15 protein-coding genes and 1 riboswitch are annotated in these 20,442 nt (G+C 44.9%); of the genes, 9 read left to right on the plus strand and 6 right to left on the minus strand.

The features are described 5' to 3' along the window. Nucleotides 1-13 precede the first annotated feature (13 nt). On the plus strand, nucleotides 14-229 hold the full coding sequence (locus tag RMX89_RS30595) for a hypothetical protein (protein ID WP_322691588.1): 216 nt from the start codon (nucleotides 14-16) through the stop codon (nucleotides 227-229). Between the two features lie 111 nt (nucleotides 230-340). Here the strand turns inward: RMX89_RS30595 and RMX89_RS30600 are convergent, their stop codons facing one another. The 3 genes from RMX89_RS30600 to RMX89_RS30610 form a co-directional block, all read right to left on the minus strand. Next, nucleotides 341-1,111 carry an ABC transporter ATP-binding protein gene (locus tag RMX89_RS30600; RefSeq protein WP_322691589.1) on the minus strand — a complete coding sequence of 257 codons (771 nt, stop codon included), beginning with the start codon at nucleotides 1,109-1,111 and terminating at the stop codon, nucleotides 341-343. A gap of 39 nt (nucleotides 1,112-1,150) precedes the next feature. Then, on the minus strand, nucleotides 1,151-1,948 hold the full coding sequence (locus tag RMX89_RS30605; protein WP_322691590.1) for an ABC transporter permease: 798 nt from the start codon (nucleotides 1,946-1,948) through the stop codon (nucleotides 1,151-1,153). Between the two features lie 110 nt (nucleotides 1,949-2,058). Beyond that, nucleotides 2,059-3,117 (minus strand): ABC transporter substrate-binding protein, encoded by a 1,059-nt coding sequence (locus RMX89_RS30610; RefSeq protein WP_322691591.1) that lies wholly within the window; start codon nucleotides 3,115-3,117, stop codon nucleotides 2,059-2,061. A gap of 716 nt (nucleotides 3,118-3,833) precedes the next feature. Beyond that, nucleotides 3,834-3,943, plus strand: a riboswitch (guanidine-I (ykkC/yxkD leader). 126 nt (nucleotides 3,944-4,069) lie between these two features. Here RMX89_RS30610 and RMX89_RS30615 point away from each other — a divergent pair. The 7 genes from RMX89_RS30615 to RMX89_RS30645 all read left to right on the plus strand — a co-directional run bounded on the left by RMX89_RS30615 (nucleotide 4,070) and on the right by RMX89_RS30645 (nucleotide 12,840). After that, the gene (locus RMX89_RS30615) at nucleotides 4,070-4,828 is read left to right on the plus strand and encodes an urea amidolyase associated protein UAAP1 (RefSeq protein ID WP_322691592.1); all 759 of its coding nucleotides are present in this window, start codon (nucleotides 4,070-4,072) and stop codon (nucleotides 4,826-4,828) included. A 60-nt stretch (nucleotides 4,829-4,888) separates the two neighbouring features. Then, nucleotides 4,889-5,530, plus strand: coding sequence for an urea amidolyase associated protein UAAP2 (locus RMX89_RS30620; RefSeq protein ID WP_322684024.1), 642 nt, complete (start codon nucleotides 4,889-4,891; stop codon nucleotides 5,528-5,530). A gap of 230 nt (nucleotides 5,531-5,760) precedes the next feature. Then, entirely contained in the window at nucleotides 5,761-9,357 is a 3,597-nt protein-coding gene (gene uca / locus RMX89_RS30625; RefSeq protein ID WP_322691593.1) for an urea carboxylase, read from the plus strand. After that, a complete protein-coding gene (gene atzF, locus RMX89_RS30630) occupies nucleotides 9,354-10,739 on the plus strand; it encodes an allophanate hydrolase (protein WP_322691594.1) in 1,386 nt (461 codons plus the stop codon). The genes uca and atzF overlap by 4 nt, the downstream gene beginning before the upstream one ends. Continuing rightward, on the plus strand, nucleotides 10,736-11,152 hold the full coding sequence (locus RMX89_RS30635; protein ID WP_322691595.1) for a hypothetical protein: 417 nt from the start codon (nucleotides 10,736-10,738) through the stop codon (nucleotides 11,150-11,152). The genes atzF and RMX89_RS30635 overlap by 4 nt, the downstream gene beginning before the upstream one ends. A gap of 499 nt (nucleotides 11,153-11,651) precedes the next feature. Then, entirely contained in the window at nucleotides 11,652-12,161 is a 510-nt protein-coding gene (locus RMX89_RS30640; RefSeq protein ID WP_322670130.1) for a GNAT family N-acetyltransferase, read from the plus strand. A gap of 163 nt (nucleotides 12,162-12,324) precedes the next feature. Continuing rightward, on the plus strand, nucleotides 12,325-12,840 hold the full coding sequence (locus tag RMX89_RS30645; RefSeq protein ID WP_322691596.1) for a GNAT family N-acetyltransferase: 516 nt from the start codon (nucleotides 12,325-12,327) through the stop codon (nucleotides 12,838-12,840). Here the strand turns inward: RMX89_RS30645 and RMX89_RS30650 are convergent. Both RMX89_RS30650 and RMX89_RS30655 read right to left on the minus strand, forming a co-directional pair. Continuing rightward, nucleotides 12,824-13,096, minus strand: a complete 273-nt coding sequence (locus RMX89_RS30650) for a hypothetical protein (protein ID WP_322670128.1) — start codon at nucleotides 13,094-13,096, stop codon at nucleotides 12,824-12,826. The genes RMX89_RS30645 and RMX89_RS30650 overlap by 17 nt on opposite strands. Before the next feature lie 285 nt (nucleotides 13,097-13,381). Beyond that, nucleotides 13,382-13,912, minus strand: coding sequence for a hypothetical protein (locus RMX89_RS30655; RefSeq protein WP_322684030.1), 531 nt, complete (start codon nucleotides 13,910-13,912; stop codon nucleotides 13,382-13,384). A 692-nt stretch (nucleotides 13,913-14,604) separates the two neighbouring features. Here RMX89_RS30655 and RMX89_RS30660 point away from each other — a divergent pair. Beyond that, entirely contained in the window at nucleotides 14,605-14,946 is a 342-nt protein-coding gene (locus RMX89_RS30660) for a hypothetical protein (RefSeq protein ID WP_322691597.1), read from the plus strand. Here RMX89_RS30660 and RMX89_RS30665 read toward each other — a convergent pair. Beyond that, nucleotides 14,900-20,197: a caspase family protein gene (locus tag RMX89_RS30665; protein ID WP_322691598.1), complete on the minus strand. Its 5,298-nt coding sequence runs from the start codon at nucleotides 20,195-20,197 to the stop codon at nucleotides 14,900-14,902. The genes RMX89_RS30660 and RMX89_RS30665 overlap by 47 nt on opposite strands. Nucleotides 20,198-20,442: the final 245 nt, after the last annotated feature.

The following is a 20,442-nucleotide window of genomic DNA, read 5'->3' on the forward strand; positions in this document are numbered from 1 at the left end:
TTACCTTTAAGACATGAACGGATCACAAGTAGCGAAAGTCCAATTGGGAAAGCGGGTTAGCACGGATTTCTCACCACATTTCGATCGAGCCATTGATGATGAGCGCGATTCGATTTTCGAGCGATGGCTAAATCGGGATGAACTGTTTCTTAGTGAAGTCGTGTTAGTCACTAATAATATAAGTACAACTACACTCAATACAGTTCGGTTAAACTCTAAGCGGTATTGAGAACAGAAAAAGTGAGCGTTTCTAATTTAGCTCCTTGCCCTCTATGTAGTTGACCGACTTTGGCTTGCTTCATACTCTGTATTTAGCGAAAGTATTGAACCATTTTTTATCTTATGCTGCAACGGCTTCCTTGCCATGTTGCCGCAGCAGATCCATCAGTTCATCGCGATAGTCGTGGAAGGTGGAATGACGCTTGATCGTGGGGCTACGCTCCGGCAAATTGATGGTCATCACCTTGCGTACTGTGCCAGGACAAGCACCCAAGGCATAGATGCGGTTGGACAGGAAAACGGCTTCCTCGACATCGTGGGTGATCATGAAAATTGTAATGTTGGTGCGCTGCCAGAGGTCAAGTATAAATTCATGCATCGATTCTTTAGTGTGGATATCGAGCGCACCAAACGGCTCATCCATGAGCAACACTTTAGGTTCAGACGCAAGGGCGCGGGCGATCGCAACACGTTGCTTCATCCCACCCGATAGCTCCTTGGGTAGCGAACCGCTAAAGCGGGACAAGCCGACGATGCTGAGAAAGTAGCTTGCCTGTTCGCGTCGCTCTTTTTTAGGAACGCCTTGCAGTTTGAGTCCAAACTCGGTATTTTCTTGCACGTTCATCCAGGGATAGAGCGTGTAGTTCTGAAACACCATGCCGCGATCGGGGCCTGGGCCAGCGATCTGCTTGCCATCAATGCGTACTTCTCCCGATGTCGGGCTATCGAGTCCAGCAATTTGGCGGAGTAGCGTGGATTTGCCGGAACCGGAGGCACCGACCGCGCAAATAAATTCGCCCTGCTCGATTGCCATGTTAATATCTTTGAGAACTACGAGCGTACCGGATTGAGTCGAAAAGTGTTTGTTGAGCTTATTGACTTGTAAAAACATTGGTTTAGCCTCTCTAGGTTAAATGTTCTATCGAGTTGTTTATCGCTGCTGATTTGTCCACTTGCAGGTGACGCGAAGCAGATACTGAAATAACAAATCAAATGTCAATCCGATGATGCCAATCACAATTAGTCCAACAAAGATTTCATCGGTTCGTAAAAATCGACCGGCAACGCTAATGCGTCTTCCTAATCCTTCGTTTGCGGCAATTAGTTCTGACACAATCACAAGCTGCCAAGCGGCAGCTAAGTTGATCCGGCAAGCATCCAAAATGCCGGGAAGAACGTGCGGTAAAATCACCTGAGTTAGTGTTGCCCAGCGATCGCCACCCAGCATATAGGTTGCTTCAATCAACTCTTTAGGCACAAACTTTACAGTATCCATCACCATCAACGTATTGAAGAAAAACACGCCGATGAAAATCAGCATAATTTTCGGTTCTTCGCCAATGCCCAAGTAGAGAATCAGCAGTGGAATAAAGGCGGGTGCAGGCATATAGCGCATTAGACCAAATAGCGGCTCTAATAAAGCGCGAATGCTGGGAAAACTCCCCATCAAAATCCCAACTGGAATTGAGAAACTTGCTGCTAACAAAAAGCCAACAGCAACCCGCCAAAGACTTGCTACAGTGTCTTTGAGCAGTTCGCGTGTCATCCACAAGCGCTCAAAGGCTTCTGCAACTTTCGCTGGCGTTGGCAAAAACTTGGGATCGATGTTGCCGAAGCTGGTTACTGCCCACCAGAGCAATAGTGGCAGGGCAATCGAAGTAATGGTTAATACTGTATAAAGGGGCTTAGGGATATCTTCGACCAGCCGCCAAAAAACCGTAGATTTCATGGTTTTTGGTTTGGTGAATGGTTGGAGCGAGCGAGGCGGAGTGCTGTGGCTCATCGTTTAAATTTGGGGTGAGGGATTCAGGCAGACAAGTAACACCGAATTTGCTAGTTTTATCCAGACTTAGTTCGCTTTTGCATATAGGCTTTAACGAAGCGATCGTCAAATAAAAATGTTGTATTCGGTTTGTTTTTCGCCAACCCCACATCAATCAGAAATTGGCTCATTTGCTCGGTAGCATACAGTAAAGAAGCCATGTTGTTGCCAGGTTGAAAAGCTTTCAGATTTTCTTCAACTGTGAAAAGGCGCGTACCATCGGCATATTGTTTGTATTCCTCAACTGGCACACCTGCCCGTTTTGACATGATGATGTAGGCACGATCCTGGTTTTCCCGGATGTAATCGAGCGTGGCAAACCAAGAATCAACAAGTGCCTGAATTTCTTTGGGATGTTCATTCAAAAATTTACGCGACACGACCAAGTGATCGGAAATTGCACCCGGAAAGTCTTTAGAACTGAACAATTCTTTACTACCCGATCGCTGCAATGCCTGTGTTGTAAACGGTGCAAAAACGGCAACTGCATCAACTTGACCGGCAGCAAAAGCAGCAGCCGCTTTTCCTGTTTCCAAAGGCACAAACTGAATGTCTTGGGGCGTTAAGCCAGCTTGTTTCATGCCCAGCAACAGCAAAAAGTGATCGACGGTGCCTTCTTCGGCAGCCACTTTTTTACCACGCAAATCTGCAACGCTGTTGATTCCTCCTGCGACGATGACTTTATCGTTGCCGGTCGAGTTGTCGTTGACTAGCACCACGACTTGATCTGCGCCTCCTGCTACCGAACTGAGCGTATCGCCTAGGGTTTGACTATTGGCATCAATTTGTCCGGCTGCAAGGGTGCTAATGGATTCAAGGTAGCCATCGAACCACTTAAGGTTAACGGTTGTATTTTTAGTTTTAAAAATTCCTTGCTCTTGAGCAACTTGCCAGGGAAACCAACCCGGCCAAGCGCTGAAACCCAAGTTTATCGTTCTAGCTTTGCTGTTAACGGCTGCTGCTGCCTCGGCTTCGGTGGTAGTTTTAATATATACTGCTGGGTTTGTGCAGCTTACAGCTAAAGACATAACAACTAAAAATAACAGGCAAGTTGTGAGGAGCGATCGCTTTTTCATAGGCAAAATAATATTTTTTAATTGCAAATAATAAGGTAAAGGGCAATAAACTCGAATTGATATAACAAAGCCCGGAAAGAATCATTCAGCATTTAATAGCTGAAAACTTCCTCCCGGGCTTTTCCCCCGCCGTGTAATAAACTAATTAGGCGCTCAAAATTCACAACCAATTAGCTTACCGACTTCTCTTGGACCAGCATTTGTATCTAATCCAGAAACAAGTTCAACACTTGCTCCGTTTAACCCAAACCGGAACCCTAGAAGTCTATAAATTTTGCGTTCAATTAAACTTTTAAATTGTCCAGACAATTGCTCATTTAAGAACCTACTATCTAGAACAAGTAGAATACTGAAAACCTACATTTGTTTTTTCTTTTCACCGAACACTCTAACAACGAGTGAATTCCCAAATTGTATTAAATGATACGATAATTAAATAAAAGGTGAGGATTTGTTGATATTTGCATGGTTTTTTTCAAAAAAGCGATCGCTGCCTCAGAGCGATCGCACCTGCCACTTTATTGCTTTTCAATCGCAGATTCAGATAATTTTTAGCTGCACAAAACTGTTAAAAAGTAATTACGGATACAAATTTCTTTGATTACTCCTGCTAAAAACATAATGAACAAATATTGTGTAAAAATGCTAACCTAAATAGGAAACGCCCTATTTACAATATTGTCGAAGTTTAGCAAACTCAAATTACAAACTGAATAAGGATGAGCTTCTAGGGTTCCGATCGCGCCTTTGTGTGTGATGGCTGGTCCAAGAGAAGCAGCCGACTCTGAGCGAGTCGGTCACACGGCGGGAAAAAAGCCCGGGAGAGCCAGACAGTATGACTGTATTGGTAATCTCCTGGGCTTTGTTATTTGAGTCAGTAGTTTCTCCAATTCCAGAGGTTGAGCCTTTGGCAATTCCTAAACCGATCGTCCAACCGTAACAAGAGGATTTTATGGTGCAAGCATCTGTTCTGCCGAATATGGGGGTAATTGATCCGAGCCTGATTTTGCTTGATGAAAAGCTGCCTGGTGGTGCGTATTGGCATTACGCGATCAAACGGGGAAACACCTTGCGTGTAACTGATTTGGAAGGATCTCAGGGTGTTTCGATGATTTGCTACAACGCGGATAGCCCCATCGAGCGGGTTAATGTGGCAGATACCGCCAAGATTCAGTTCAACGCCTTCCTCAAAAAGGGCATGGTAATTTACTCTGACATGGGACGCATTTTGTTCTCCATCACAGAGGATACCTCCGGCTATCACGATCTGATTTGTGGTTGCAGCAATGCTGCTAGCAACGCTGCAAAATACGGCGAGGGGTCTTACAACAAATATGGGGAAAGCGATTATAACAACTCCCGCAACAATTTTCTCAAGGCTTTGGGCAAGCGCGGTTTAACCCGCAAAGACTTAATGCCTAACCTCAATTTATTTAGCCGGGTGGCAGTGCGTCCGAATGGAGATTTGGAATATGTCGCAGGCGAGGAAAAACCCGGCAGCTTTATTGATTTGCGGGCGGAAATGAATGTGTTGGTAATTATTTCCAACTGTCCCCATGTATTGCACCCCGATACAGTGTATAAGCCTAAGCCAATTCAGCTTACCGTTTGGAAATCGTCTGCACCTGCACCGGACGATCTGTGCCGCACTGCAAACGAACAAGTGATTCGTGGTTTCACTAACACTGATGCGTTGTTTGCTCAAGAGTAGTTGGGCTGGAATCTGTAACTTAATTTTTTTGCATTTGAAAATAGCACAGGAGTCCTAATTATGGTCGCAACATTACCCATTGAACTCGATCCAGCAACAGCAATTTACGATCGCGAGTTGGCTGCCCGTCAGCCCTGGTCTAAAATCATCAAAAAAGGGCAAATTTTACGGATTATCGACTTACTAGGCAATCAAGCCGTTGATACATTATTTTACAACGCTTATGATTCCTCAGAGCGTTATAGCGCTCCCGATACCATTGTCCGTCAAGGCAACATTTTCATTACTACAGGCACTCAGTTGATTTCCAACGAAGGCAACGTGATGATGACTGTCATCCACGATCAGTGTGGCAAACACGATACCTTGGGTGGAGCCTGTAGTATGGAAAGCAACTCAGTGCGTTATGGGCTGCACAAGAAGCATCTGCACGCTTGTGTCGAGAATTATTTGCTGGAACTGAGCAAATACGAGATGAACAAACGCGATCTCGTTAGTAATGTGAATTTCTATATGAATGTTCCCGTTAGCGAAGACGGCACATTGGAAATTGTCGATGGTATTTCAGAAGCCGGGAAGATCGTCGATCTGCGGGCAGAGATGGATGTGATGGTGTTGATTTCTAACTGTCCGCAAATCAACAACCCGTGCAATGCTTATAATCCCACACCAATCCGGTTGATTGTTTGGGACGCAGTGTAGGCTATCGCGCATTTAATTTGTACAACTAGGGCGGGCAAGATGCCCACCCCACAAGAGATTCCTTTTTTTGAGGATGCAAATTAAAAGATTTTTAGCTTAGTAAGGTGCGTTAGCCTGCGGCGTAACACATCCTACAAAACTTAATTACGTTAGCGTAGCGCGAAAGAGTCCGCGAGCGTAATTACGAATTACGAATTACGAATTACGAATTACGAATTATCTTAGCGCTGATGTTCAACAAAGTTTTGATTGCTAATCGGGGTGAAATTGCTTGCCGAATTATTCGCACCCTCGATCGCCTCGGTGTTGCCTCGGTTGCAGTCTATTCCCAAGCCGATGCCCATGCTGCCCATGTTGCTGCGGCTGGGGAAGCTGTCTGTGTGGGAGAAGCTGCGGCGGCGCAAAGTTATCTTCGGACTGAGGCGATTTTGGCGGCTGCACAAGCAACCGGTGCTGAGGCGATTCATCCCGGCTATGGCTTTTTGAGCGAAAATGTAGCATTTGCCGAAGCTTGTGCTGAAGCAGGGATTGTCTTTATTGGCCCTACACCCGATCAACTGCGGCGATTTGGACTCAAACATGAAGCAAGAGCGATCGCACAAGCTGCTGGAGTGCCACTTGTCCCCGGTAGTTTGTTGCTAGATAATTTGCAAGAGGTGAAACAGGCAGCAGCAGAAATTGGCTACCCTGTGATGATCAAAAGTACCGCAGGGGGTGGCGGTATTGGAATGCAGTTGTGCCGGAGTGAAGACACTTTGGCAGACTTATTTGAAAATGTCCAACGGTTAAGTCGGAATAATTTTAGCCAGAGTGGAGTATTTTTAGAAAAATACATCGAACGGGCGCGGCACATTGAAGTGCAAATTTTTGGTGATGGTGAAGGAAATGTCGTTGCCCTTGGTGAACGCGATTGTTCAACGCAACGGCGCAATCAAAAAGTCATTGAAGAAGCCCCTGCACCGAACATTAGTGATACTCTGCGGCAGCGCTTGTATGAGTCTGCCGTTAAACTCGGCCAGGGAATTCGCTATCAATCGGCGGGTACGGTTGAGTTTATCTACGATGTAGATACCCAACAGTTCTACTTTTTAGAGGTGAATACTCGCTTACAAGTGGAACATGGCGTAACAGAAGCGATTACAGGTGTGGATTTAGTAGAGTGGATGGTGCGTCAGGCAGCGGGCGAGTCGCTGGAGTTGACATCCTACCAGTACCAACCGCAAGGGCATTCAATTCAGGTGCGGGTGTATGCCGAAGATCCAAATAAAAATTTTCAGCCGAGTTCGGGTGAGTTAACTCAAGTGCAATTTGCTTCTGGCATTCGCTGTGATACTTGGATTGCGACTGGCACAAAAGTGTCGCCGTTTTACGATCCATTGTTGGCGAAGATAATTGTGCATGGAGAAACAAGAGAAGATGCGATCGCTACTCTCCAAACTGCCCTAGCCCAATCTCGCATCGACGGCATTGAAACCAATTTGGAATATCTGCGCCAAATTATTGCCGATTCTACGTTTATTCAGGGCAATATTACCACAAAATTTACTAATACCTTTACCTATCGCCCTCACACAATTGATGTGCTAGTTGCAGGCACAATGACCACCATTCAAGATTATCCTGGACGAGTGGGCTACTGGAATGTCGGTGTACCGCCCTCTGGCCCTATGGATTCTCTAGCGTTTCGGTTGGGCAACCGGATTTTAGGCAATTCAGAATCGGCAGCTGGGTTGGAGTGTACGCTATCTGGCCCCGCTCTACGCTTCAATTGCGACACTGTGATTTGCCTCACGGGAGCGCAGATGAAAGCTACCCTAGATAAACAGCCGATTTCCTATTGGACGGCAGTTCCGGTAAAAGCAGGAAGTACGCTACGGTTGGGCAACATTCAGGGCGATGGTTTCCGTACATATATTAGCGTGCAAGGCGGGTTTGATGTACCCGATTATTTAGGCAGTAAAGCAACTTTTACTCTGGGTGGGTTTGGTGGACATGGCGGCAGAGCCTTACAGGTAGGTGATGTCTTGAAATTGCATCCCTCTACGTCCCAACCGCAGCCCATTTCCCCCGAATTGATTCCCACCTACTCAAATCATTGGGAAATTGGCGTTTTATATGGGCCTCACGGTGCGCCGGATTTCTTCACCGATGCAGACATCGAGACTTTTTTCAATACTCATTGGGAAGTACATTACAACTCAGCGCGAACAGGAATTCGCTTGATTGGGCCAAAACCAACCTGGGCGCGGCAAGATGGCGGTGAAGCGGGGCTACATTCTTCTAATATTCACGACAATGCTTATGCCGTTGGGACAATTGATTTTACCGGAGATATGCCAATCATCCTGGGTTTGGATGGGCCGAGTTTAGGCGGTTTTGTCTGTCCAGCAACGATCGCCGAAGCACAACTCTGGAAAATTGGGCAACTCAAACCGGGCAATACGGTGCAATTCCGTCGCCTCACCTTTGAGCAAGCATTGCACCAAGAATTACAGTTAGATCGACAAATCCAAACTTTGCAACTAAAGGAAGCATTGACGCTGGAGGCTGACGGTTCCGAATATCAGGCAATTGTGGCAGAAATTCCCGCAACTGATGAGCAAATTGCTGTTACTTACCGTCAAGCTAGCGATAAATATTTGCTGATTGAATACGGAGATTTGGTACTGGATTTAAAGTTGCGTTTCCGGGTGCATGAGTTAATGGTTCATTTGCAAAAGAACCCGATTGATGGGATTTTGGAATTAACGCCGGGAATGCGATCGCTACAAATTCACTACGATAGCCGCATCATTTCGCAATCAAATTTAGTTACCGCATTACAAAACATCGAATCTCATCTACCGGATATTTCCGATCTAGAAGTGCCAACTCGTATTGTACATCTGCCGTTATCCTGGGATGATGAATCTACTCAACTAGCCATTCAAAAATATATGCAGTCGGTGCGAAAAGATGCACCGTGGTGTCCTAGCAATATTGAATTTATTCGGCGGATTAATGGACTGGGTAGCATTGCAGAAGTTAAAGAAATTCTTTTTAATGCCAGTTACTTAGTGATGGGTTTAGGCGATGTTTATCTCGGTGCGCCAGTGGCAGTCCCGCTCGATCCGCGTCATCGCCTCGTCACCACAAAATACAATCCAGCCCGTACCTGGACTCCTGAGAATGCAGTTGGCATCGGTGGTGCATATCTCTGCGTTTATGGTATGGAGGGGCCGGGTGGCTATCAGTTTGTTGGACGCACCGTGCAGATGTGGAATCGCTACAAACAAACCGCAGATTTTAAAGATGGTAAACCCTGGCTATTGCGATTCTTCGATCAAATTCGGTTTTATCCAGTTTCTCACGAGGAGTTAATGCGCCACCGAGAGGATTTTATTGAAGGCAAGTTCAAACTAAAAGTTGAAGAAACCACGTTTAAATTTGGCGACTATCAACAGTTTTTGCAGGAAATTGCCCAAGAAACGATGACATGCCAAACCCGCCAGCGAATTGCCTTTCGAGAAGAACGCGATCGCTGGACAGCTACAGCCGAAGATGAAAACACACTTGTCGCCGCCGACCCCCCACCAGCAGCAACAACAACTATTCCTGATGATTGCTACGCTCTAACCGCCCCAACAACAGCAAATGTCTGGCAGGTGTTAATCAAACCAGGCGATCGCATTACAGAAGACACGAGTGCGATCGTGTTGGAAGCTATGAAACAGGAAATGACTCTGTTACCAGACGATCCAGGAACGGTAGTAGAAGTCCTCTGCGAACCGGGGCAACTCGTCACCGCCGGACAGATATTAGCAATTATCCGAGGAGAAGCACCATGACGGACTTTATCAGCCTGGATATTGAATCGCTGCTTACAGCTTATCGATCCGCTCAATTGCAACCCACGGATGTCATTGAGGAAATTTATCGCCGGATTGCTGCACGGGGAAACGATGCTGTCTGGATTCATCTATTACCACAAGCAGAAGCGATCGCTCAAGCTCAAGTTCTTGCTGGCAGAAATTTAGATGACTTGCCCCTCTACGGTATCCCCTTCGCCGTGAAAGATAACATCGATGTGGCGAAAATGCCCACGACTGCTGCCTGTCCAGCCTACAGCTACATTCCAGAAAAGACGGCAACGGTAGTCGATCGCTTACTGCAAGCCGGGGCAATTTTGATCGGCAAAACCAATCTCGATCAATTTGCCACGGGGTTAGTTGGGGTGCGATCGCCTTATGGAGCCTGTAGCAGTGTTTTCCACGACGATTATATTTCCGGTGGCTCTAGTTCTGGTTCGGCAGTGGCAGTCGCGGCGGGGTTAGTAAGCTTTTCTCTAGGCACTGATACAGCTGGTTCTGGACGAGTTCCAGCAGCGTTTAACAACATTGTCGGACTCAAGCCTACCAGAGGTGTATTAAGTACTTCCGGCGTAGTGCCTGCCTGTCGTTCGCTCGATTGCGTTTCCATTTTCACATTGAATTGCCAAGATGCTGCGATCGTCTGGCAAGTTGCCGGTGGCTTTGATACCAGCGATAGTTATTCTCGTCAAATTCCACCACAAACCGCAGCAATTCCATCATCATTTTCCTTTGGAGTCCCCAAGCCAGATCAATTGAAGTTCTTCGGTGATGCAGCCGCAGCAGATTTGTATGAGCAAGGATTACAGAGGTTAAAAGCGATCGGCGGAAATCTTGTAGAAATTGATTTTCAGCCCTTTCAGCAAGCTGCTGATTTACTCTACTCCGGTGCTTGGGTAGCAGAACGGCTCGCCGCTATCCAATCATTTTTTGAAACTCAAGCTGATGCCATGCATCCCGTTGTCCGCCAAATAATTAGCAATGGTTTACGCTACACAGCAGTAGATACTTTCAAAGGTTTTTACGCTTTAGAAGCACTCAAGCAAGAAGCTGCACAGCAGTGGCAAAAAGTCAATATTCTAGCGTTACCTACCACCGGGACAATCTACACCAAAGCGGAAGTAGAAGCTGATGCGATCGCTCTCAACACTAACCTGGGCTACTACACCAACTTTGTCAACTTGATGGACTTGTGTGCGATCGCCCTTCCCTCTGGCTTTCGTGCCAACGGTTTGCCTACTGGCATCACTTTAATCGGGCAAAGTTTTCAAGATTTATCCCTGTGCCAATTGGGTATCCGCTATCACCATCAGATGGGCGTTACTTATGGCAAAACAACTTCTCTAAAGATTTCCCCATGACAATTACATCCACTAATTTGATTACTATTGCTGTTGTTGGCGCTCATCTCACTGGACAACCCTTAAACTATCAACTGCAAGAGCGCCATGCCACCCTACTAAAAACCTGCAAAACCGCCCCTACCTATCGTTTTTATGCCCTTGCCAATACCCAACCACCCAAACCTGGATTAATAAAAGTTCTTGATGGTTCTGGGGTAGGCATTGAAATAGAAGTTTGGCAACTGAGTGCAGAAGGCTTTGGTACTTTTGTCGCCGCAGTACCCCCACCCCTAGTGATTGGCACCTTAGACCTGGGAGACGGTTCCTCAGTCAAAGGATTTTTGTGTGAACCCTATGTGATTCCCGATGCACAAGATATTTCCCAGTATGGCGGGTGGCGCAATTATCTTGCTAGTTTGTCAGATTCCTGAAGCGATGATCAAGCCCCGTTGGGGCGGGGTTACAGGTTTGTTTTTTCCGGCGTTTTCTCCCCGTTGTTGGCGGTTGCTCTAAAGTCTTAGGTTCAAAAGATGCTAATTGTGAATTGGTATTAGGCTTTGAGTGGAATAGCACGCTTGTAAAGCTGAAAGCTCGTCTGGGCAGGGTGTTGGGGGTAGGGTGTAGGGTGTAGGGAAAAATCAAGAAAAGTGAACAGGGTGCAGGTTGTATTGGGTGTGGGGTGTAGGGAAATTAAGCCACCCCTTGTGGGTGGGGCTTTTACCTGCCTTGCGAAATAAGGATTTTTCGTGCGCGTGGGGCGAGGCTTTAAACCTGCACCCTACACCCTACACCCTACACCCTACACCCTAACCCCTGCCCTGACCAGGTTTCAGCTTTACAAGCATGCTATTCGGCTTTGAGTGTCAAATCGATTAATTCAACTTGGTACTATAGTTTTGAAAAATAAATTCTGATTAAAGGGGAATATGAATGGCGATCGCTATTCGACAAGCTCCTGACGACGAACTTGAGGCGCTGATTCCGATACTACTGTTGGCAGAACAATCGGAGCGTGCACTGCGATGGGGGCTTGCTAACCTCGTTGATGCTGTATATCGTATGGACGACAGCGAACACTTGGTTGGTGCAGCAACAATGAAATGGCGCAGCGATCCCTGCGAAATTATGGAACTGGCTATAGCCCGTGAGTTTCAAGGGCAGGGTTTAGGTAAGGAGTTCATTGCTTGGTTGGTTAAAGAGGCAAGGCAACGCGGCAAGAGGCAGATGCTCGTTGGCACATCTAATTCAAGTATTGCCAACATTGCTTTTTATCAAAAGTGTGGATTTCGGATGGATTGTGTGCGCCAGGACTACTTTTGGTATTTACCTCAGCCAAGCTACGAAAACAGCATTCAGATTCAGGACTTGCTCGTATTTCGTTTCGATTTAGTGCCATGCTCAACTACAAAAAAACAAACTCAAAGAGGAAAAGCAAATTAGGTAAGAAAGCTACGGTAGAATTAGTTTTTCGGGATAAAGAGGAAGAATGGCAGGAATGATGGTTACCACTTAAGTACTGCCTGCTCACCGAAAAATTTACAGATTAATTGAGATAGTAGCCTAGATATAGGTATGGCTACTTTAAGTTTGAGTGACTAGTGCTATGTATATTGAATCATTATCGATAGCAACCTTGGAGCAAGCAATTCAGTTAAGAGACGAGGTTTTTCCAGGCGTGAGTAATAGTAGTGATGGGCAATCGCTGGTGGCAAGTTTATATCTAGATGAATATGCTCAATGGTTTTCAAACAGCGGAATTACTCAACTCAATTACTGGGTTGCTATCGATGAGGAATCTTTCCAAGTAATTGGGTTGACTGGGTTATACTGCAAAAGCGAAGACGAACAAGAAGCTAACTGGTTAGGCTGGTTTTGTGTAGCATCACGATTTCGAGGAAAAGGAATTGGAAAAGAGCTATTAGACTTTACCATCGACTTAGCACAAGCAAAACTAAAAAGGTACTTACGTTTGTATACTTGGGAACATCCCTCTTCTTACGTAGCTCGGATGCTTTATCTCAAACGCGGTTTTTACCAAATTGGTGAATCTCTAAACAACAGTGGATTTAAAACTATCTATCTTGAACTCCAACTCGATAGCATTATTCATAGTGGATGAGGAAATTCATCTGGTTACGATACTGCTCGGTTAAGCAAATAAACGCTTGTCGCCGCTTCTGAGATATCAAATGGGTTCTATACAATATCATCCAGAAAGCCGCACTCAGCGCAATCCCAATGCACCCGCGCTGACCAGTCGCGGTCAAACTCATATCCACATTGGGGACACTTGCCAGTAATGCAGCAACAGATGTAAATGCAGACCCCACAGTTAAGATGAAGACGGCTACGATTCTGGATATGTGTTTGAGCATGAAATTCTCTTAGGCGGTAAAGAAATTAACTCTTGTTAGACTCTTGTGTAGACACAACCATCCAACAACAATTCTTTTAGCACCTTGAGTCATAACTTATAAAGTGATGTAAAGCACAATGTAACAACTATTCATAGCCAGTAAAAAGATTGCTCTCAAGTTTTTTACCCTGCCCCCAATCAAGCGAACGCGAGTAGCGTCTCGTAGAGAGGAAAATAGAGCGATCGCTGTTTAGTCTAGTACATGAAAGATACCACTAAGCAATTTAACGCTCTTGATTTGGGATCAATCTCTGGCATTTTGCTTTAGATACTGGCGCACTCCAGCACTCATTGCTAGTAGGTTAGGTTGTATATTTTTTCCTAAAAAATCTTCAACTACATTAGCAATTGTACTTGTGAGGAAGAATGGTACTCCGTTGATTTGTTTTGGGTCAATTGCTAGTTCACCACGGCTTTCAATTATTGTCGTATTGCCGTCTGATAGAAAGCGATTCTTGCCAGAACACTTAACTGCTTTTGTGAAAGCGTGAGTTTCAATACGCCATTCAACTGTAAATAGAGCCTGATTCCACGTATTGTATTCTGTCCACGAGAGCATTTCTTCACTGAGGATAACTCTGGCTGCTGCTGGAATTTCGCTACCACCATGCCACTCATTAACAGTATAAATATTACTGCCTACTTCACTACGTGATTTAACTTCGATGTCGCGCACGTTTGGCATATAGGGAACTAGTTCAACCAGTTTGTCACGATAGGTAGCATAAACCAGGGAACGGGGAAAAGGAATTTGAGTATTAGCACAGATGAGCATTAATTAATACCATATCCAAACATAGACATAACAAAGAATTGCCGAGAATTTAGCGATGGCGTAACCGCCCACCAGAGGCGATCGCAATATAACTATTTTTCACAGTAGCATTTCAAATCCAGTAAAAAGCTACTTTTTTTGTCGCATCGGGTCAGGTCACAAAGTGGCAGAATAAATCGGCGAAGTCTGCCGTGACATCGAAAAGCCTTGCTGTGTATAGCGGACATGATATCAAAATAAGGTGAGATTTAATAACTTAAGTCTTGAAATATGAAAAGATAGTCAGATAAGAAAAGCGCTGAGTCAGCAGCGCAGTTAGGAAATTGGTAGGTTTATACAATAAAGCTAGTATGCTGGCACTAACTGTATAGACTGATCGAAAAGTTTAGTTAACAGCCATCTCTTGTATCGCTGTTAATTGAACTTTATCACCCTTGTATTTGCGATCGCACAGACTGGAAACGGGACTATCACGCTATCCATTCCGCCCAATCGGGGCTTTGGCCTCAGTTCTGGAAACACTACTCAGAAAACTGCATAAAAACACTCAACTGGATCTATTAAGTCAGTGAAGGGTTTTAAACCCAAAATCTGGAATACTGTTGCTTGCCTTTGTAGCTAAGTATCTACAGAGGTACAGGCTCCCTAGTAGTTCAGCTGAAAGTATATATTAAACAGGAAAAAGGCTTGATATGCAAAAGCAAATTTTGAGTTTAGCGATCGCATTACCAACGATATTATTCACTGCATTACCTACTTTGGCAAATCCTGTACAACTTATTACACCTAAAGTTGGTAATTTACAACCAGTTCTGGTAAAAGGAGAGTTTCAAACTCCTGTAATTGAGAATCAACTCAGGAACCCAGGAGATGGCCAATCACCGGGGCCAACCGGTGGGAACTCGCCAGTAAAAGGCCCTGGGCCCAGACCTCCTCGCAAAGATGTGTTGTTGCAACTGGGTACAGGTTTACAAAATACGATCGATTCTAGCTCCGTAAATCTGAACATAGCCAACCCCGTTCTTGGTCGCTAATATTCGGGTTAGTTTTGAGGTAATCTTTCAGCAATTTACAACTGCGAATCAGTAGATTGTTTAAATCTTGGGTTTGCAGTTCTGTGCTTTGAAGACGCCAAAGTTTAGCTGTACCATCAAAACTGGCAGAAGCCAAAAATTTCCCATCGGGGCTAAAACTGAGGCTCAATACTGCATCAGTATGTCCTGGAAGAGTTTTGAGTTTTCTGCCATCACGGTTCCAAAGTTTAATGCTTCCATCACCGCTCGCTGAGGCGAGTATTTTACCATCAGGACTAAAGCTGACACTGTAGATGGCATCAGTATGTCCTGTAAGAGTTTGTAGTAAAGTTCCATTGCTGACTTGCCAGAGTTTGATAGTTTTATCAGCACTAGCCGAGGCGAGTACTTGACCGTCAGGACTAAAACTGATGGCGTTGACAGCATTAGTATGTCCTAACAAAGTATACAGCAACTTGCCATCCTTAACTCTCCAAAGCAAAACTTTGTTATCTCTACCAGCTGAGGCCAGTACTTGACCATCAGGGCTGAAACGAACGCTCAAAACTTCAGCCGTGTGTCCTTGGAGAGTTTTAATTAAAGCTTTTCTTTGAATATTCCAAAGTTTAATGGTCATATCAGCACTGGCGCTGGCCAGAATTTGACTATTTGGGCTAAAGCTGAGACTATTGACTTCGCGCTGATGACCTTGGAGGGTTTTAATCATATAGCCGTCACGAGTCCGCCAAAGTTTAATGTAATGGTCAAGACTTGCTGAGGCTAATGTCTCGCCGTCAGGGCTGAAGGCTAAACCGTAGACTTCCTTACTGTGTCCATAAATTGAAGTATTATAGCCTTCCAGAGTTTGGCGCAAAGTTCCGTCACGCTGCCAAAGTTTTATCGTAGTGTCTTGACCTGCGGTGGCTAGAGTTTGTCCATCGGGGCTAAAACTCACACTATAGAGTTGACCTTGAGATCCTGTGAGAGTTTTGAATAGAGGATTATCTCGTTGCCAAAGTCTAACAGTTTTATCAGCGCCAGCCGAAACTAAGGTCTGGTCATCTGGGCTAAAACTGGTGCTGTAGACTGCAATGCTATGTCCTAATAAAGTTTGGCGTAAAAAGCCGTCTTGAGAACTCCAAAGTTTGATTGTGCTATCAGCGCTGGTGGAAGCTAGGGTTTGACCATCATGGCTGAAGTTAACGCTAAGAACTGCTGCATTGTGCGCTGCAATACTTCTCAGCAGTGTGCCATCTCTGCGCCAGAGTCTCACGGTTTTATCTTCACTAGCTGAAGCTATTTGACCATCGGGGCTAAAAGCGACACTGGAAACTCCGGCGCTATGCCCAAGTAGGGTTTTTTGCAACAATCCATCGCTAACCCTCCAAAGTTTAACAGTTTTATCTGCACTAGCGATCGCCAAAATTTCACCATCAGGGCTAAAACTGACACTATTAACAAAATCCTTAGATCCGTTAAAAGTTCTGAGCAAATGACCATTGCTAACTTGCCAAATTTTAGCAGTGCGATCGGCGCTACCAGTAGCGATCGTCTCACCGTTGGCAGACCAAGATAAACTCAGAACTTCCGCAGTATGACCTTTTAGTGTTCTAATTAAACCACCGTCGCTAGTTCTCCACAGCTTGACGGTGCGATCAAAACTAGCAGTTGCGATCGTTTGACCATCTGGGCTGAAACTGACACTCCGTACTATATCAGTATGCCCTGTTAATGTTCGTAACTTTGTGCCATCCCGTCCCCAAATTATGGCCGTTTTGTCGTTGCTAGCCGATACAATTGTTTTGCCGTCAGGACTGAAACTCACGCTCGATACTTCAGCGCCATGCCCTTCCAAACGGTTGCGTTCTTGGGTTCCAGAAATTACTTGTTGTAAAACATTGAGAGTCTGAGTTTGCACCTCGGCTGGTGCGCCAAAAGTGTTTTTTAGCTGTTTACCTGCTTTGACGCTGGCAATTAATGCTTCTAACTGCTGATGTGATAAAAGATTGGCTTGAGATGACGCATTTAAGGCTTCAATTTCTCGCAATTGGGCTGCTTGGGATTTCCAATAGGCTAAAGAGCCGAAACAGACAGCCGCTAATCCCAAAATACTGAGTGCAACTACAGCCCTTTGGGCTTGCTTGAGTCTGGTTTTTTCTTGTTGTTGCTGTTGTTTTCTTTGTACTAAACAAGCTTCAATAAACCGTTGTACATCAGCAGAAAGTTCGTCGGTATATTTAATATAGATATCTTCTGCCTCTGCTAGTCGCACTCCTTGCAGCAAGAAATCAGCTTGCTGACTACGTTGCAGCCATAATTGGGAAGCCTGTTCAATTTGCCTTTGTTTTCGCAAGCGATCGCGGTTTTCTTCTAACCACCAGCGTAAAGTTGACCAATGACGGATGAGGATTTCATGGGCAACTTCTACTGTGATGGGAGAAGGGGAGAAGGGGAGTAGCACTTCGGCTACGCTCAGTGACCGGGAGGTAGGGGAGGCAGGGGGAGAAATGTTTTCTGGTTCGCCTTGTCTACTTTGTCCTTTTGTTACTTCTTCTTCTAAATTCATCACCACTAACTTGGCAGTAGTTAAGGCGTTGAGGGTTTTTTCTACCAATGCGGCGGGATATTTTTTGACTATCAACTCTGATTTATGTACCCGCCTGCGTGTATCTTCTGTACCCTCACCTAGTTGTGTCAAAGATAAAAAAATCCATTTAGCACACTCTCGCATTTGGGGATCTAAATTTTCGTAAACAGCCTGAGACGATCGCTCTAATGCTCCTTGAATTCCACCTAGTTGCTCTTGATAAGTTTGTAAAGTCAACTCACCAGCAACTCGATGTTGCCATAATTGCTCTAAAACAAATTCTAGTAACGGTAAATCTCCTGGTGAGTGATTTAGCTCTCGCAACAATACTTCCACCAGTTCTGGTTCTACTTTTAACCCGACTTGTTGAGCCGGGTTGAGAATCACCCGCCGATAATCATCTAAACTTAGTTTCGGTGGAACTAACACGCTCAAATCCTGCAAAGCTTTAGCCAGTGCTGGTACTTCTAAACAGGAGGCAATAAAATCTGCCCGTAAAGTAATAATTAATTTGAAGCGATCGCCAGCATATTGCACCGCTCCCAGCAATAATTCTAAAAATAGCTCTCTGTCTGGAGTCGGAGCTAGAGTAAAGATTTCCTCAAACTGATCTACCACTAGCACCACAACTCGATAGGGTTGGTTGCGTATCCAGTAAACAAATCCCTCTACCCCTTGGTGAAATATTCCCTCTAACAAGAGATGGGGGGATTGGGGACTGGGGACTGGGGATTGGGGACTGGGAACTGGGTAAGAATAATTCTTTTGCTCTTTTACTCCCCCTGCCCCCCCTGCCTCCCCTGCCTCCCCTGCCCCCCCTGCCCCTCTGCTCCCCTGCTCCCCTTCCACTCCCCCAAGCCGCCGCGCTAAAGCTTCAAGCGGATTTGCCCCTGGACGAATACTTCCAATCCACCATTGTTCGCTGCTGGGTATTTGTTTACCCAATCGCAGTTGGGGAATTACACCAGCTTGCACAATTGAAGATTTGCCGCTTCCAGAAGCACCGATGACGGCTAGAAAAGAGCGATCGCGTAGTTGATGAATTAACTGCTGAGTTAAAGCTTCTCTACCGTAAAAATACTGACTATCTTCTTCCAAAAAAGCATTTAGTCCCATGTATGGGCATACCCCCAAATCCAATCCTGTGGTTGTTTCTGGTGTGTTCGTGTAAGTTTTTGCTTGGAGAATTTCTATAATGCCTTGCGTGCCTGATAGCCAGATGTAAAGAGGAACACCGCTACCTGCTAAGGATAATTGTAGTTGAGCGATCGCTCCGGCAGCTGAGAGTCCATCTGTATGCGTTGCCGCCATCAAAGTATCAAGAAATTTTTGGGCAAAGCGTTCTGGTTCTTCAGCAGGTGAGGCGTAGGCTATTAAACATTGTCCTTGGTGGGAGTCAATTTGCAAATCTTCTACCCAACCTTGCAAGGATGTATTAGCTACAGGACAATCGAGGATAATAATTTGTTGAGCTGTACAGAGGCGTAGCTGTTGTTTCAACCAAGAACGCTTGATGCGGATATTTTCTGCCAGCAATAACCATTCGCCTGCCTCTGTTTCTTCAATTCGTCCGCGCAGATAAAGCAGAATCACTTCTGATGCTGGTTGTTGTAAATGACGAGCGATCGCTTCTTTGGTGCGATCGGCAGATACTTTTGTTGCTGGCAAATACTCTAGTGCAAAATCTCCAGAACTTCCGAGAAATTTGCTAATATCTAGTGTTGTTTTGCTGACTGATAATCCCTCCACTACTATTCCTATCCGGCGATGCACTCCAAGAGTTGCCTGAGTTAATCTTTTCCCGACAATTAGTTCCCCAACTCCCTCAACAATTCGTTTAGGAGTTTGCAACGGATATTCTCGAAAAAGCTGAGTTTCTCCTTTAGTTTTTTTCTGCTGATTAATCAGCCGCAATTGTTGATTACTTTTATCTATATATTGGAGAGTTTGATGATATACGTATCGATACAAATTATCCACATAAATTAAGCCTTGGCTATCTGCTGCCTCACCTTGCAACCCTTTCATTAAATAATAAGTAAATACCCCATGTCCCAATTCGGGAAACTCCCAAGATTGCTGGTTAGTATCACAGGAAAGCAAAGCATAAAAACCTTTACTTTTAGCAGCACGCTGCTGTAAGAGTTCAACCATTTTTGGTGTAGCATTCAGCAATGGTTCTATTGTTGTACCTCTGAGTGTCATCCCGCCACTATGACAAGCATCTAGCCAAACAAGCTGATTTTGCGCTCCGCTATTACCCAACAATAGCAAAACTTCTTGCAAAGCTAAAGCTGTGTTTTGGAGATCGGATTTTTGAGTATCTGCCAAACACAAAAATGCTTGCTGCGCGTTTGGTTCTACAATTCCATGTCCAGAAAAATAAAATAAAATAGTATCAATAGATTGAGCCGCAGTGGTAATTTGCCGCAGACTGGCACGGATGTTTTCTAAAGATGGTGGTTGCGGTGCAAAATCATGATATATCTTTACCTCTGTTTGAGTAAATTGTGCAGATGCATCTACCAACGCTTCTGCTAAACCCTGACAATCTACTGTTGAATAACTAAGGCTGGGTAGTCCGTCATCTTGATATTGATTGACTCCCACCAACATTAGCCATAGCTTAGGAGTTGTAGTTTGTTTGACTGAAGTTGAGCGACTAGCGATCCCAATTGGTGGCATTACAGTAGTCCTAAATGCGTTGTAAATAAGGTAGATACTGTTGTAACTTAAGAAAATCAAATTATTGGTGATTATTCAGGAAGTTAAATAACCGCTTAACAACAGCAAAACATTTGCAAACTTGCTAAAACTTTCTCAAAAGTCTTTTATCTCTAATAGTCTGTAACTTGTACTTTAGGATAAAATTAGCATAAACTTACAACTCAGATAAGATTGATATACCAGAATTAATAAAAACTGAATTG

It is taken from the genome of Nostoc sp. DedSLP04 (assembly GCF_034530775.1).
In the GTDB taxonomy this organism is placed as follows: domain Bacteria; phylum Cyanobacteriota; class Cyanobacteriia; order Cyanobacteriales; family Nostocaceae; genus Nostoc.

Coding starts and splice junctions, on each gene's coding strand:
- RMX89_RS30595 (WP_322691588.1), top strand. CDS start 14: ATGAACGGATCACAAGTAGCGAAAGTCCAATTGGGAAAGCGGGTTAGC.
- RMX89_RS30600 (WP_322691589.1), bottom strand. CDS start 1,111: ATGTTTTTACAAGTCAATAAGCTCAACAAACACTTTTCGACTCAATCC.
- RMX89_RS30605 (WP_322691590.1), bottom strand. CDS start 1,948: ATGAAATCTACGGTTTTTTGGCGGCTGGTCGAAGATATCCCTAAGCCC.
- RMX89_RS30610 (WP_322691591.1), bottom strand. CDS start 3,117: ATGAAAAAGCGATCGCTCCTCACAACTTGCCTGTTATTTTTAGTTGTT.
- RMX89_RS30615 (WP_322691592.1), top strand. CDS start 4,070: ATGGTGCAAGCATCTGTTCTGCCGAATATGGGGGTAATTGATCCGAGC.
- RMX89_RS30620 (WP_322684024.1), top strand. CDS start 4,889: ATGGTCGCAACATTACCCATTGAACTCGATCCAGCAACAGCAATTTAC.
- uca (WP_322691593.1), top strand. CDS start 5,761: ATGTTCAACAAAGTTTTGATTGCTAATCGGGGTGAAATTGCTTGCCGA.
- atzF (WP_322691594.1), top strand. CDS start 9,354: ATGACGGACTTTATCAGCCTGGATATTGAATCGCTGCTTACAGCTTAT.
- RMX89_RS30635 (WP_322691595.1), top strand. CDS start 10,736: ATGACAATTACATCCACTAATTTGATTACTATTGCTGTTGTTGGCGCT.
- RMX89_RS30640 (WP_322670130.1), top strand. CDS start 11,652: ATGGCGATCGCTATTCGACAAGCTCCTGACGACGAACTTGAGGCGCTG.
- RMX89_RS30645 (WP_322691596.1), top strand. CDS start 12,325: ATGTATATTGAATCATTATCGATAGCAACCTTGGAGCAAGCAATTCAG.
- RMX89_RS30650 (WP_322670128.1), bottom strand. CDS start 13,096: ATGCTCAAACACATATCCAGAATCGTAGCCGTCTTCATCTTAACTGTG.
- RMX89_RS30655 (WP_322684030.1), bottom strand. CDS start 13,912: ATGCTCATCTGTGCTAATACTCAAATTCCTTTTCCCCGTTCCCTGGTT.
- RMX89_RS30660 (WP_322691597.1), top strand. CDS start 14,605: ATGCAAAAGCAAATTTTGAGTTTAGCGATCGCATTACCAACGATATTA.
- RMX89_RS30665 (WP_322691598.1), bottom strand. CDS start 20,197: ATGCCACCAATTGGGATCGCTAGTCGCTCAACTTCAGTCAAACAAACT.